We start from the raw sequence: 13,178 nt of genomic DNA on the forward strand, positions 1-13,178 counted from the left end.
TCGCCCGTGATCTGGGTGGTGCTGGCTTGGACGGCGGTGGGTGTGCCCTTGGCGTGGGGCGTCTACAAAACCTTGATCAACGTCGGCAAGTTCTTCCAATAATGCTGAACTGATCAAGCTGACAACGTTGACAAGGAACCCCACCATGACCGTGCGCCCCGAGCTTTCCCCTGACACCATGCAGGCCCCGATTCGGGCCACGGTGCTGGCTGTGGTGGCTGAGCATGCGGGGCAGGAAGGGCCGCTGTTGCCCATCCTGCACGCTGTGCAGCAGCGCTTGGGGTGGCTGCCGCCTGAGGCGGTGGTCGCCTTGGCCCAAGCCCTTAACCTGTCGCGGGCCGAGGTGCATGGGGTGGTGAGCTACTACCCGCACTTTCGCCTTCAGCCCGTCTTGGGCGCGGTGGTGCAGGTGTGTCGCGCCGAGTCCTGCTTGAGTCGCGGCAGCGAGGCCCTGCACGCCCAAGCGCAGGCGCATGCCAAGGCCCATGCCGAGGGCGTCGGCGGCTGCCATGTCGAATCGGTGTATTGCTTGGGCTTGTGCGCGCTCTCACCGGCCATCGCCATCGACGGCCAGCCCCATGCGCGCCTGACGCAGCAGCGTTTGGCCGCCTTGCTGGATCGCTTGGCCGAGACGCCACCTTCTGCGCCCTTGGCCTCTTCACAAGGAGCCTCTGCATGAGTCGGCCCCTGATGACCTCGATGACCCTGTACGTGCCTTGCGACTCGGCCGCCTTGGCGGTCGGGGCGGATGCGGTGGCGGCAGCCTTACAAGCGCGTGCCCAAGCGGATGGGGTGGATCTGCACTTGATCCGCAACGGCTCGCGGGGCCTGTTTTGGCTGGAGCCGCTGGTGGAGGTGGTCGGTCCGCACGGGCGCGTGGCCTTCGGGCCGGTCGCGCCGGAGGACGTGGCCGATCTGTGGCCTGCGCTGCTGGCCGAAGGTGCTGAGGGCGCTGCGAACCCGAGCATTGCCCATCCGTTGTGCCACGGGCTGACGGCTGCGATGCCGTACTTGGCGCGACAGGAGCGGCTCACCTTTGCGCGCATCGGTGTGACGGACCCGCTCTCGCTTGAGGACTACGCCGCGCATGGCGGCTGGGCCGGCTTGCAAGCGGCGGTGACTCAAGCGCCCGAGGTGATCGTCCAAGCGGTGCTGGATGCGGGCTTGCGCGGGCGGGGCGGGGCGGCCTTTCCAGCGGGCATCAAATGGAAAACCGTGGCGGCTGCAAGCTGCGCGCCCGGGGGCGTGAAGTACGTGGTTTGCAACGCCGATGAGGGCGATTCGGGCACCTTTGCCGACCGCATGGTCATGGAGGGCGACCCGTACATGCTGATCGAAGGCATGGTGATTGCCGCCTTGGCAGTCGGGGCCGAGCGCGGCTACATCTACGTGCGCTCGGAGTATCCGCACGCGGTGGCGACGTTGAACGAGGCTCTCCGACGCGCCCAAGCGGCCGGTTGGATCGGGGCCGATGTGGCCGGTTCGGGGCGGCGTTTTGACTTGGCGGTGCGCATGGGCGCGGGCTCTTATGTTTGCGGCGAAGAAACCGCGATGTTGGAGAGCTTGGAAGGCAAGCGCGGTGTGGTGCGTGCCAAGCCGCCTCTGCCAGCGATTCACGGGCTGTTTGGTCAGCCGACCGTGATCAACAACGTCCTGACCTTGGCGGCGGTGCCCTTGATCTTGGCGCGTGGGGCGGCGTTTTACCGTGACTTCGGCATGGGCCGCTCGCGTGGCACCTTGCCTTTCCAGCTGGCCGGCAACATTCGCCACGGTGGGCTGGTGGAGAAAGCGTTTGGGCTGAGCTTGCGTGAGCTGCTGTTTGACTTTGGCGGCGGCAGCGCCACGGGGCGGCCCATCAAAGCGGTGCAGGTGGGCGGGCCGCTGGGGGCCTATGTGCCGGCCGAGCAGTGGGATGTGCCGCTCGACTACGAGGCCTACACCGCCATCGGTGCGGTGCTGGGGCATGGCGGTGTGGTGGTGCATGACGACAGCATGGACATGGCGGCGCTGGCGCGCTATGCGATGGCTTTTTGCGCGGTCGAGAGCTGCGGTAAATGCACCCCGTGCCGGATCGGCTCGACCCGTGGGGTGGAGGTGATCGACCGCATCCGCTTGCTGCGAGATCGCCCCGCAGAGCGTGACGCGCAGGTCGAGTTGTTGCGCGATCTGTGTGACACCATGTTGCACGGCAGCTTGTGCGCCATGGGTGGGATGACGCCGTACCCGGTGCTTTCGGCGCTGAATCACTATCCGGCCGACTTTGCGGCTGATTTGGGTCAGAACCCGAAGGGGAGTGCGACATGAAAGACATCGACCACGGCACACCGGCGGTGGCATGCAGCGAGACGGTCACGCTGTGCATCGACGGCTTTGACGTCACAGTGCCCAAGGGCACGTCGCTGATGCGCGCAGCGGTGGATGCTGGCATTCAAGTGCCCAAGCTCTGCGCTACCGACATGCTGGAGCCCTTCGGCTCGTGTCGCCTTTGCTTGGTGGAAATCGAGGGCCGCAAGGGCTATCCAGCCTCATGCACCACCCCGGCCGAGGTGGGCATGACCGTGCGCACTCAAAGCCCCAAACTGCAACAGCTGCGCAAGGGGGTGATGGAGCTCTACATCAGCGACCATCCGCTCGATTGCCTGACATGCAGCGCCAACGGCAACTGCGAGTTGCAGACCCAAGCGGGCGTGGTGGGTTTGCGCAACGTGCGCTACGGCGTGGGTGAGACCAACGTCGCCGGCGTGACGGGGCGGCATCACTTGGATCTGCCCCAAGACACCTCGAACCCGTACTTCAGCTTTGACAGCAGCAAATGCATCGTCTGCAACCGCTGTGTGCGGGCTTGCGAGGAAGTGCAAGGCACCTTTGCGCTGACGATTTCTGGGCGTGGTTTCGAAGCGCGGGTCTCGCCGGGCATGAATGAGCCGTTCATGCAAAGCGAGTGCGTGTCCTGCGGGGCCTGCGTGCAGGCTTGCCCGACGGCGACTTTGCAGGAAAAAAGCGTGATCGAGCTGGGCCAGCCCGAGCACAGCATCCTCACGACCTGCGCCTATTGCGGTGTGGGCTGCGGCTTCAAGGCCGAGATGAAGGGCGCCCAAGTGGTGCGCATGGTGCCGTGGAAAGACGGCCAAGCCAACGAGGGCCACAGCTGCATCAAGGGCCGTTTTGCCTGGGGGTATGCGACGCACAAAGACCGCATCACCCAGCCGATGATCCGCGCCAAGATCAGCGATCCATGGCAGGAAGTGAGCTGGGACGAAGCCGTCAGTCATGCTGCGGCTGAGTTCCGGCGGATTCAGGCCGAGTACGGGCGGGACGCGGTGGGTGGCATCACGTCGAGCCGCTGCACCAACGAAGAGGCCTATCTGGTGCAAAAGCTGGTTCGGGCGGCCTTGGGCACCAACAACGTCGATACCTGCGCGCGGGTGTGCCATTCCCCCACCGGCTACGGTTTGGGTCAGACTTTTGGCACCTCGGCGGGCACGCAGACCTTCAAATCGGTCGAGCACACCGATGTGGCGCTGGTGATCGGGGCCAATCCGAGTGAAGGCCATCCGGTCTTTGCCTCGCGGCTCAAAAAGCGGCTGCGTCAAGGGGCCAAGCTGATCGTGATGGATCCGCGCCGCATCGAGTTGGTGGACAGCCCGCATATTCATGCCGAAGTGCATTTGCAACTCAAGCCCGGCACCAATGTGGCCGTGATCACGGCCTTGGCCCATGTGGTGGTGACCGAAGGCTGGGTCAACGAAGCGTTTGTGGCCGAGCGTTGTGAGCCGAAGAGCTTTGCCGAGTGGCGCGATTTTGTAGCGCGCCCCGAGCAGTCGCCCGAGGCCACGGCGGAGATCACCGGCGTGCCCGCCGAAGCGGTGCGCCGTGCGGCGCGGCTGTATGCCCAAGGGGGCAGCGGTGGCAACAGCGCGATCTATTACGGCTTGGGTGTGACGGAGCATGCGCAAGGCTCGACCATGGTGATGGGCATTGCCAATTTGGCGATGGCTTGCGGCATGGTCGGCCGAGAAGGCGTGGGCGTGAATCCGCTGCGCGGTCAAAACAATGTGCAGGGCAGTTGCGATATGGGCAGCTTCCCGCACGAGTTACCGGGCTATCGCCATGTGTCGGACACGACGGTGCGCGCGTTGTTTGAGTCCGCTTGGGGCGTGACGCTCGACCCGGAGCCGGGCTTGCGCATCCCCAACATGTTCGACGCCGCCTTGGACGGCAGCTTCAAAGCGCTCTATGTGCAAGGTGAAGATCCCGCGCAGTCCGACCCGAACACGCAGCACGTGGCGGCGGCCTTGGCGTCGATGGCCTGTGTGGTGGTGCAGGACTTGTTCCTGAACGAGACCGCGCAGTATGCCCACGTGTTTTTGCCGGGCTCGTCCTTTTTGGAAAAAGACGGCACCTTCACCAACGCCGAGCGCCGCATCAGCCGCGTGCATCAAGTCATGCCGCCGTTGGCGGGCTTGGCCGATTGGGAAGTGACGCAAAAGTTCGCGCAGGCTTTGGGCTATCCGATGGCCTACCGTCACCCGAGCGAGATCATGGATGAGGTTGCCGCCCTGACGCCCAGCTTTGCCGGGGTCAGTTTCGACAAGATCGAGCGTTTGGGCAGTGTGCAGTGGCCGTGCAACGACAGCACCCCTGAGGCCGGCACGGCGATCATGCATGTGGGGCATTTTGTGCGGGGCTTGGGGCGTTTCTTCATCACCCAGTACGTGCCCAGCGACGAGAAGATCACCCGGCGGTTCCCGCTCATCCTCACCACCGGCCGGGTGTTGAGCCAATACAACGTCGGTGCTCAGACGCGCCGAACCGCCAACAGCGCGTGGCACGGCGAGGATCGGCTTGAAATGCATCCGCTTGATGCCGAGGAGCGCGGTATTCAAGACGCCGAGTGGGTCAGCTTGGAGAGTCGAGTGGGTCAAACCATGCTGCGCGCGCGCGTCACCGAGCGTGTTCAGCCGGGCGTGGTCTACACCACCTTCCATTTCCCCGAGTCGGGGGCCAACGTGATCACCACCGATTCCTCTGATTGGGCGACCAATTGCCCTGAATACAAGGTGACAGCGGTGCAGATCGCTCGGGTGATGCCCACGGCAGCGCATCGTTCGACTTGGCAGGCGGATCACGAGCGGTTCAGTCAGACGCAGCACAAACTACTCGATGAGCGCACGCATGGTGTTTGAGCTCGCGCCACCTTCCTCCCCCGCACAGGTCACGACCCTGCGTGGTGGCGTGATCCGTGAGGTGCAGGATTGGCTGGCGGAGGAGGTGCCGGTGGCTTTCGAGATCAATGGTTTGGCGCATGCGGTGATGCTTGCCAGCCCGCTTGACCTAGAAGACTACGCCTTAGGGTTTGCCTTGACCGAGGGGCTGATCGATAGCGCTGACGATCTGCTCGATCTGGAAGTGGAACCCTCTGAGGTGGGCATCACCTTGCAATTGCGTGTCACCTTGCGTTGCTTCATGCGGCTCAAGGAGCGGCGGCGGGTTTTGGCCGGTCGAACCGGCTGCGGTTTGTGTGGCAAAGACAGCCTCCGTGAGGCTGTGCAAGCGCCTCGGCCGCTGGATCCTGAGCACGTTGCTGAGAACGCTCCGGTGCGCATCACCATGGCGGCTTTGCAAAAAGCCCAAGAAACCTTGTTGGCCCAGCAAAGCTTGCAGCGTCAAACGGGGGCGGTGCATGCGGCGGCGTGGTGTGATCGCGACGGTGCTGTTCAACTGGTGCGTGAAGATGTGGGCCGACACAACGCGCTCGACAAGGTGATTGGTGCTTTGGCAGGTGCCAAAGGCGACGATCCTGCACGCCGAGAAGGCTTTGTTCTGGTCACCAGTCGGGCTAGTTTTGAGATGGTTCATAAGGCCGTCACCGCTCGGATGCCTGTTTTGGCGGCGATGTCCGCGCCAACGGCCTTGGCCGTACGCATGGCCGAGCAGGCCGGGTTGACGTTGGCCGGTTTTGTTCGCCATGAAGGCGCAGTGATTTACACCCATCCTCGACGGATTGATGCCGTCTGAGACCCCTGGTTTTGTCAAGGAGTTGGCGCGATGGACGTGCAGCATCTGATACAGATGGCCAATCGGATTGGTGATTTTTTCGTGGCCATGCCCGACCGTGCGCAGGCCGTGGACGGCATCGCCGCGCATCTTCAAAAATTTTGGGAGCCGCGCATGCGGCGTCAATTGCTGGATTGGTTGGATGATTGCAGCTCTGAGCCTGAAAATGGCCTTCATCCCTTGGTTGACCAAGCCATTAAGCAACATCGCTCCCAGTTGGACCCTCGCTGATGCCCGGATTGCATGATTTAGATCATGTTTACCAAGTATTGGTTGATTTTATCGGGTAGTTTTATAAAAGTTTGGTGTATCTGACTAGGTGTGTGGTAAGCATCAAAACGGCACATAGATTGTTGGATATATTTAATCTTTTTTCCATAGGTTCCTCACGCGGGGGTTTTGTGACAAATTGCTTCTTTAGAGCGGCTGGTTTGCTGCCTATCCTCTTGTGCGGCAAGTCGTTAGGCAGTGCTTACAACGCTGTTTTTCTATTCATGAATGATAAGAAAAACCGGCCTACTCACGATTCGTGACCAATGTCACGCTGATGATTGTCACTTTTACCCAGATAGACGTGACTATTTCATGGTCAATCTTCGGCTGTATTCTCTACAATCGTCTCATTGATGCGAGATCAGGGGGCGATCTGAAATGACAAAGCTGCGTTGAATAAAGAATATCCCGCCCCTGAAATCTGATCCAATAAAGCCATGCTATTCAGACGAAACACAAAAAAAGTGGCAGAACCTTTGCAGCAGCGCGTAGATAGCCTGATTGGTGCTGACACAACGGTGACTGGAGATGTGGTTTTTTGCGGCGGATTACGCATAGACGGAAAAATTACAGGTGATGTCACCGTTTCTGACGTCAAGGCAGGTACGCTTACGCTGGGTGAGCACGGTTTTATCGATGGAGATGTGCGAGTGTCCAATTTGGTGGTTTTTGGTCGAATCGACGGGTCGGTCTACGTGACGGGTCTGGTTGAGTTGCGTGCCAGCGCCAAGGTGTCGGGCGACGTGTATTACGGATCGCTCGAAATGGAAGCCGGATCGGTGATTGATGGCCGGCTTGTCAAACACAAAGTGAGTGGCTGAAGCTGTTCTGCACTGAAAACCCCAATACGACGAATCACGAGTCCAAACGCCATGCAAGACATACGCCCTGTTGAGTTCTCGTTTGATCCCGCCTTTGCGATTGCTTCGGCAGGCTGGTTGGCTCCGACAACCACATGCTCGCCGCTGGATGCTTGGCGGCATTTGACGGCCGCTGTTAGTCGGAACCCGAAGGATTTAGAGGCGCACACAAGGCGTGTCTTGCTGGCAGCGGCCCAGGTGCCGTTGTCTGATCGACTCTTTGGCGCTTTGTTGGATGTTTTTCTCGCGTTGGGTCCCCATGGGCGACATCTGCGTGAACAACTCTTGGATCGAGTTGCGTTGCATCTTGATCCTGAGGATCAGCTTTTTTTCCGGCACTGCCTCACAGAGGGCTTGCGCCCCGATGCGCAATTGCCGAGTACCCCAGGCTCAGTGCTTGATCCGGCCATGATTGGCACCAACCGATTGGTGGAGAAGCAACGGGTCGCAGTGGCTGAAGTCGGCGTTCTGGAACAGGCCATTTCTCTTTTAGATGATGGCGATCTCGATGGCGCTAAGCAGTTGTTGGAGGGTGCGTTGCTGGCCAGTCCGACCGATGCCGCTGTCGCCAAGGAGTTGCTCTTGATTTACAAACACAGCCGTGACGAAGCTGCCCAAGCGGCCATGGTTGAGCGATTACACGAACAGGGGGCCGCTGCCCCTGAAGGTTGGGTCTAGACGAGAAATCCATTTCTTGCCACTCAGGCCCTTACTCCCATAAACCGATTCAACTTCCAATAGTGCGATTGACGTGGACTCTTCAAAGTCGCAAAACCGATTGAAGGTGGCACTGCTTAGCCTGCCACCCCGCACGCAGGCCGTGCTCGAGTTCTTCTTCACGAGCACCGGCCGCAATAGTTTCGTTCCAAGCCAAGAGAGCATGGCCGATGCGGCTGTGTTTGATGTCGATACCCAGGAGTCGATGCAGCGATGGCATGATTTTCATGCGCGAACAGCCAAACCCGGCATTGCACTGTCGGTGACGCCTCATCAAATCGATGGTGCTGTTTGGGTGCAAAAACCGGTGACACCGGCCGCATTGTTGGCTGCTTCGGCGGCCTTGAATGCAGGCAAGTGGCATCGGGCGGCACCGCCAGCGCCTCCGGTCGTGGTAGAGGCACCTCCGCCTCGGGCTATTGCTCCGGTGCCTGTGCCGGTTGCTCCGGTTCCGCCGGATGAGCCGTTGGTACAGATCGAAACTCGGCGTGAAGCCGTGGCTCCGACGCCAACAGTTCAAGTCGAGACGGCCCGTGCCACTGTCCGACCTGACTTCGGTGGTCTTGTTCGGCAAGTGTTGAATCCACCCCCGGTGGAATCGCACAAACCCAACTTTGATCGGTTCGTTACGGCAGCTCCGCCCGCCGTGGTTGAGCCCACACCGGCGGCTCCTACGCTGCATCAGGAGCCGGTCTCTCAACCAGAGCCAGTCGCCGCCTCTGTCGTTCAGAAACCCCATCAGGTTCCTGTGCCCGTGGCTGTGGCTGAAAAACCCGACACAAGCACACCGGATGATTTGGTCATCTCCCAACAGGAGAAACACGATGAAGCTTTGTTGTGTGGAACCCGTGAGGATGCATCTCCGTCCGATCTGGCTTCCAGTTCAGCCTTGCGTTATGACCCGAACCAGTATTTGATCGCAGCCTTGAAAGAGGCCTATTTGGTCAGTGCGAAGTGGCGGGTGCCGACCCAATTTGATCTGCCTGAAGGGGCAGTGGTGGTCGATACGTTGCAAAACCATGTGTACCTTGGGTTCGATCCAGCCAAGCTGAGTCAGCTTTATGGTCAACGCATGACCAAACGGCCCAAGACTCGGGTGGTCAGTGCTGGGGACTTCGCCAAGATGCGGCCTCGGTTTGAGAGTTCGGGGGCTGTCTTGCGCGCCGACTCCTTGTTGTGGCGCGCGGCGATGGAGACGGCCGGTGGACGTTTGCCTACGGGGGTCAATCCGGACAAGCCGGTGTACCTCAAGCATTGGCCCAACATGACGCGGCTGCAACGCACGCCGCATTCATTGCGTATTGCGGCGGCTTGGGCGATCAAAGGAGCCTCCATTTCTGAAACTGCACGTGTGCTGCAAATTCCCCAGCGTTACATCTTTGCGTTTTATAACGCAGCCCTTGAGCTGGACTTGGTGACAGAAGATGGTTCGCACATTCACCGTGCCAAGCGCAAGGGCCCAGGCAACCGCGGCTTGCTGACTCGCCTGTTTAACTGGTTGGGTAAGTAAGCGTCACGGCGATCACACGACCCAGGAACTTTTCTCATGTCTCACAAAGACCACAAAATCATTTTTACCGGGCCAGTCGGAGCAGGCAAAACCACCGCGATCAAGTCGATCAGCGATATTGAGCCAATCACGACCGAGGAGGAAGCCTCTGACATGACCACCCGTCGCAAGCCCAACACCACGGTGGCGCTTGATTACGGGATGATCAGACTCGGACCCAACGAGAAGGTGCATCTTTATGGCACCCCAGGGCAGGAACGATTCAACTTCATGTGGGATATCCTCACCAAGGGTGGGATCGGAATCATTCTGCTGCTCGACAACACGCGGCCTGATCCGTTCCAGGACATGCGCTTCTACGTCAATGCGTTTCGCAACTTCATCGACAGTACCCGGCTTGTGGTTGGGATCACTCAGATGGACAACAACCGCGTGCCAACGATCGAAGAGTATGTCGCCCAGCTCAAGGAGCTTGACCTCTCTGCACCGGTCTATGAAGTCGATGGACGCAAGCGCGAGGATGTCTCGACCTTGGTGCAGTCGTTGCTGTTGTCGCTTGACCCCGGTATCTAAATTCGATCATGGACCAATACACCCTCACCGGCGAGTACTACTTGCACCCGACGCCCGCAGGGGCGTATTACGCGGCAAGCCGTCCCACACGCGATCCGGCGCGTAACTTCCTGCAGCGTTTGCTGCGCGAACCGGAGACGCCCCGGCTGTCAGTACCGCTTGTGCAGGAATGGATGTCTTTGGGTGAGGCTGATGCGCTGGAGTTCATTTATCGTCTCCAGTCCTCCGGTTTTATCCAAGGACTACCCATGCCGGTGGGGGTTCCACCCGACAGCATCGAAGCCTTGTTGCACCCCTTGCTGATGCAGTTGTCAGATGAAGGCAACGCGATCTTGGCCGAAAAGAACGGCTTGTACCTCGGTACGGCCGGTTTCGCCCACGAAACATCCGAAGAACTGGCGGCCTTGGCAGCGGACTTGGCCAGTGTTCACGAGCGCCATGCGCGCTTGTTGCACAACAACATGCGCTTGCGCACAGATGGTTGGGGCATGGTGAACGCGAGCGGTTACGCTGAAATCGGGTTTTGGCCGCTTTATATCGGCAGCGAATACTTTGTTTTGATCGTTGGCGGCTTGCCGAGGTTCAACCAATCCGCCTTCACGACTTTGGTGTGGTCGTTGGGTGTGCGCTACGGTGGTGGGCCAGCTTGATGATGGCGTGTTCGATTCTCTTTTGATGGTCTTCTTCCTCCACTCTATCCTGTAAGGAGCTTTTTCATGCGTGCAGACGTTCTCAACTCGATTCTCAGCGAACTCAATGGCTCGACCGCCGATATCGAGGCTTCCGCTGTTCTCTCTACCGATGGCCTGATGATGGCCTCCTTGCTGCCGGCCAGCATGGATGAAGACCGTGTGGGTGCCATGAGTGCTGCCATGCTCTCGCTGGGTGATCGCACGGCTCGGGAGTTGGCACGCGGTGAGCTTGAGCAAGTGCTGATCAAAGGTCAGCGTGGTTACGTGTTGATGGCCCATGCAGGCCCCGATGCCGTGATCACCGCACTGCTTAAATCCAATGCTCGTTTGGGCCTGATCTTTCTCGATCTCAAGCGGGCAGCCGACAGCATCAGCAAGATCATCTGACTTGGTGGTGTTCGTCTGACGTCTGCACGGGAGCAGTGCTGGGGCTGTTGGTCTCTTCTCCGGCACATGCCCATCCCTGCGCCTGACGAGCCCAACGCACGGTCAATTCATCCACCTACTACTCATAACATCTCTCGCAGGGTTCATCATGAAAGACATGGAACCAGTCCAGCTCGCGGAAGGACCCTACCGCGAACATCGGCTGTGCTATTACGAAGGTATTTGCCGAACGGTTTTGGTCCTTGATCAAGAAGTACCATATCCCGATGGCAAATTGATTGTTTCCCGCACCGATACCAAGGGTGTAATTACCCATGGTAATCAGGCTTTTGTGGATATGTCGGGGTTCACGCGTGAAGAGCTTATCGGGCAGCCACACAGTATTTTGCGGCACCCCGACATGCCTGCTGCGGCATTTGCTGACCTATGGGCCACGTTGGAACGAGGTGTCACTTGGCAGGGTTACGTTAAAAACCTGCGTAAGGATGGCTGCTATTACTGGGTTTTCGCCACCGCGATCCCCAATGTTCGCGATGGTCAAGTGGTGGGTTACACCTCAGTGCGACGCAAGCCGTCACGCACCAAGATCAACGAATGCACCGAGTTGTACGCCCGTATGCTTGTCGAGGAGAAAAAAGTATGACCTTCAATATGACGGCCAGCCCCGATTTCCCGCCCGATAACATCGCCGGTTGGTACATCTTTAATACGTGGATGCAGCGCAAGCTGGAGGTGCGTATTCATTTCGAGCTTTACGATAATTTTGAAGCGCAGCGCAAAGCCTTCGAAGAAGAAAAAGTTGATCTGATCTACGCCAATCCCTTCGATGCTGTGATGTTGGTGCGTGACAAGGGCTTTGTGGCAGTGGCTGCACCGATGGGCAAGGCGGATGAAGCTGTGGTGGCGGTGCTCGATGAGAGTCCCATTCAGCATGTTGAGGATCTCAAGCCGGGGACACGTGTCGCGGCGACAGATGATCCGGATGTCAACATGATCGGCAAGATCTTGCTGGAGCCAGCGGATCTCAATGCACAGAACACCCAGATGCAAACGGTGAATTCGTACACCTTGGTCGCAAAAAACTTGCTACGGGGTCAAGCGGATGTCGGTTATTTTCTCAAAGATGCCTACGATAGGCTCAGTCCAGTGGTGCGCAAGCAGTTGCGGCCCTTGGTGACCAGTCAGATCAGTGTGGTGCGCCATGTTCTCTTGGTCTGCCCACGCTTCAAGGACCATCGGGAACATCTCGTCCAGGCTTTGTTGGCCATGAATACCGACCCGGCAGGACAGCGAGTGCTTGAATCGTTGGGGCTGAAGGGTTGGGAGGCGCAGACGCAGGAAGATACCGAATTCATGATTGATCTGATGGATACCTTGACGGTCTGATGATCGTTCTCATGGACCATGAGGTCCGTTTTTTGTCCACCCTTACCTCTTCGTGAATGTGTCCAAGGCCATGCAACGCTCCTTCTCGCACACCCTGATGGCGCTGGCCCTGGCGGCCGCTTCCTTGCAGACGTTGGCTGCTGAGCCTTCAGCAATCGCGCCATCGGCTTCGGCGTCTGCTTCTCAGCAAGCCGGTACGACCCTCATCACAGCCAAGGACACGCTGTGGGATATTGCTGGCCGGGCTGTTGCTGGTGCGCAGCAGGGGACGATCAGTCGTAACCAAGCCATGGTGGCGATCTTGCGGCGCAATCCGGATGCCTTTGTCAATGGGCATTTGAGTCGTTTGCGCAGGGGTGTTGCGTTGACTCTGCCGACTTTGGCGGATATGCAAGCTGAAAATTCCGCCAAGGCCTCAGCCTTGGTGGCTAGTCAACAGGGCGCAGATAGTCACAGCAAGTTGCCACCGTTGTATGCCCTGCAAGAAGCGGCATCCTCCGGCCCTGTGGTGATTGCCGCAGCGCCAACAACAAAACCAGCGTCATCAGCGTCAGCACCCGTTGCTTTGATCAAGGCACCTTTGGTCGCTTCTGCTCCTGCGAGTAGTGCTGCGAGTGCTGCGACTTCTGTGACAGCTGCTGCAAGCACGACGGCGATCACGGTGGTGGCAGCATCCGCTCCGCATAGCGCCTCATCGGTACCTGCTGCTGCTGTTGCTGTTGC

15 protein-coding genes are annotated in these 13,178 nt (G+C 59.3%); all 15 read left to right on the forward strand.

Annotated elements, in window-relative coordinates; genetic code table 11:
• Nucleotides 1-18 precede the first annotated feature (18 nt).
• Nucleotides 19-102 carry an MFS transporter small subunit gene (locus tag AC3VI7_RS09920; RefSeq protein ID WP_489671493.1) on the forward strand — a complete coding sequence of 28 codons (84 nt, stop codon included), beginning with the start codon at nucleotides 19-21 and terminating at the stop codon, nucleotides 100-102.
• Nucleotides 103-145: 43 nt separating this feature from the next.
• The gene (locus AC3VI7_RS09925) at nucleotides 146-679 is read left to right on the forward strand and encodes an NAD(P)H-dependent oxidoreductase subunit E (protein ID WP_489669397.1); all 534 of its coding nucleotides are present in this window, start codon (nucleotides 146-148) and stop codon (nucleotides 677-679) included.
• 11 nt (nucleotides 680-690) lie between these two features.
• Nucleotides 691-2,304 (forward strand): NADH-ubiquinone oxidoreductase-F iron-sulfur binding region domain-containing protein, encoded by a 1,614-nt coding sequence (locus AC3VI7_RS09930; RefSeq protein ID WP_489669409.1) that lies wholly within the window; start codon nucleotides 691-693, stop codon nucleotides 2,302-2,304.
• A complete protein-coding gene (gene fdhF / locus AC3VI7_RS09935) occupies nucleotides 2,301-5,186 on the forward strand; it encodes a formate dehydrogenase subunit alpha (protein ID WP_489669396.1) in 2,886 nt (961 codons plus the stop codon). The genes AC3VI7_RS09930 and fdhF overlap by 4 nt, the downstream gene beginning before the upstream one ends.
• Nucleotides 5,164-6,018, forward strand: a complete 855-nt coding sequence (gene fdhD, locus AC3VI7_RS09940; protein ID WP_489669395.1) for a formate dehydrogenase accessory sulfurtransferase FdhD — start codon at nucleotides 5,164-5,166, stop codon at nucleotides 6,016-6,018. Before fdhF ends, fdhD begins: the two co-directional genes overlap by 23 nt.
• A gap of 30 nt (nucleotides 6,019-6,048) precedes the next feature.
• Nucleotides 6,049-6,288: a formate dehydrogenase subunit delta gene (locus tag AC3VI7_RS09945; RefSeq protein ID WP_489669394.1), complete on the forward strand. Its 240-nt coding sequence runs from the start codon at nucleotides 6,049-6,051 to the stop codon at nucleotides 6,286-6,288.
• A gap of 479 nt (nucleotides 6,289-6,767) precedes the next feature.
• On the forward strand, nucleotides 6,768-7,151 hold the full coding sequence (locus tag AC3VI7_RS09950) for a bactofilin family protein (protein ID WP_489669393.1): 384 nt from the start codon (nucleotides 6,768-6,770) through the stop codon (nucleotides 7,149-7,151).
• Nucleotides 7,152-7,202: 51 nt separating this feature from the next.
• Complete coding sequence (locus tag AC3VI7_RS09955; protein WP_489669392.1) at nucleotides 7,203-7,868, forward strand: hypothetical protein; 666 nt, start codon at nucleotides 7,203-7,205, stop codon at nucleotides 7,866-7,868.
• Between the two features lie 202 nt (nucleotides 7,869-8,070).
• A complete protein-coding gene (locus tag AC3VI7_RS09960; RefSeq protein ID WP_489669391.1) occupies nucleotides 8,071-9,417 on the forward strand; it encodes a hypothetical protein in 1,347 nt (448 codons plus the stop codon).
• Nucleotides 9,418-9,453: 36 nt separating this feature from the next.
• Nucleotides 9,454-9,990, forward strand: a complete 537-nt coding sequence (locus tag AC3VI7_RS09965) for a GTP-binding protein (RefSeq protein WP_489669390.1) — start codon at nucleotides 9,454-9,456, stop codon at nucleotides 9,988-9,990.
• Between the two features lie 8 nt (nucleotides 9,991-9,998).
• Nucleotides 9,999-10,640, forward strand: a complete 642-nt coding sequence (locus AC3VI7_RS09970) for a hypothetical protein (protein ID WP_489669389.1) — start codon at nucleotides 9,999-10,001, stop codon at nucleotides 10,638-10,640.
• A 66-nt stretch (nucleotides 10,641-10,706) separates the two neighbouring features.
• On the forward strand, nucleotides 10,707-11,069 hold the full coding sequence (locus tag AC3VI7_RS09975) for a roadblock/LC7 domain-containing protein (RefSeq protein WP_489669388.1): 363 nt from the start codon (nucleotides 10,707-10,709) through the stop codon (nucleotides 11,067-11,069).
• A gap of 148 nt (nucleotides 11,070-11,217) precedes the next feature.
• Nucleotides 11,218-11,712, forward strand: coding sequence for a PAS domain-containing protein (locus AC3VI7_RS09980; protein WP_489669387.1), 495 nt, complete (start codon nucleotides 11,218-11,220; stop codon nucleotides 11,710-11,712).
• Complete coding sequence (locus tag AC3VI7_RS09985) at nucleotides 11,709-12,455, forward strand: phosphate/phosphite/phosphonate ABC transporter substrate-binding protein (protein WP_489669386.1); 747 nt, start codon at nucleotides 11,709-11,711, stop codon at nucleotides 12,453-12,455. The genes AC3VI7_RS09980 and AC3VI7_RS09985 overlap by 4 nt, the downstream gene beginning before the upstream one ends.
• Nucleotides 12,456-12,525: 70 nt before the next feature.
• Nucleotides 12,526-13,178: FimV/HubP family polar landmark protein (locus AC3VI7_RS09990; RefSeq protein ID WP_489671492.1), on the forward strand; the 653-nt coding region annotated here is incomplete at its 3' end.

Source organism: Leptothrix toolikensis (SeqCode) (assembly GCF_057922285.1).

What these genes read in the sequence shown, in the direction of transcription:
- AC3VI7_RS09925 (WP_489669397.1), top strand. Translation starts at nt 146, where the DNA reads ATGACCGTGCGCCCCGAGCTTTCCCCTGACACCATGCAGGCCCCGATT.
- AC3VI7_RS09930 (WP_489669409.1), top strand. Translation starts at nt 691, where the DNA reads ATGACCTCGATGACCCTGTACGTGCCTTGCGACTCGGCCGCCTTGGCG.
- fdhF (WP_489669396.1), top strand. Translation starts at nt 2,301, where the DNA reads ATGAAAGACATCGACCACGGCACACCGGCGGTGGCATGCAGCGAGACG.
- fdhD (WP_489669395.1), top strand. Translation starts at nt 5,164, where the DNA reads ATGAGCGCACGCATGGTGTTTGAGCTCGCGCCACCTTCCTCCCCCGCA.
- AC3VI7_RS09945 (WP_489669394.1), top strand. Translation starts at nt 6,049, where the DNA reads ATGGACGTGCAGCATCTGATACAGATGGCCAATCGGATTGGTGATTTT.
- AC3VI7_RS09950 (WP_489669393.1), top strand. Translation starts at nt 6,768, where the DNA reads ATGCTATTCAGACGAAACACAAAAAAAGTGGCAGAACCTTTGCAGCAG.
- AC3VI7_RS09955 (WP_489669392.1), top strand. Translation starts at nt 7,203, where the DNA reads ATGCAAGACATACGCCCTGTTGAGTTCTCGTTTGATCCCGCCTTTGCG.
- AC3VI7_RS09960 (WP_489669391.1), top strand. Translation starts at nt 8,071, where the DNA reads ATGGCCGATGCGGCTGTGTTTGATGTCGATACCCAGGAGTCGATGCAG.
- AC3VI7_RS09965 (WP_489669390.1), top strand. Translation starts at nt 9,454, where the DNA reads ATGTCTCACAAAGACCACAAAATCATTTTTACCGGGCCAGTCGGAGCA.
- AC3VI7_RS09970 (WP_489669389.1), top strand. Translation starts at nt 9,999, where the DNA reads ATGGACCAATACACCCTCACCGGCGAGTACTACTTGCACCCGACGCCC.
- AC3VI7_RS09975 (WP_489669388.1), top strand. Translation starts at nt 10,707, where the DNA reads ATGCGTGCAGACGTTCTCAACTCGATTCTCAGCGAACTCAATGGCTCG.
- AC3VI7_RS09980 (WP_489669387.1), top strand. Translation starts at nt 11,218, where the DNA reads ATGAAAGACATGGAACCAGTCCAGCTCGCGGAAGGACCCTACCGCGAA.
- AC3VI7_RS09985 (WP_489669386.1), top strand. Translation starts at nt 11,709, where the DNA reads ATGACCTTCAATATGACGGCCAGCCCCGATTTCCCGCCCGATAACATC.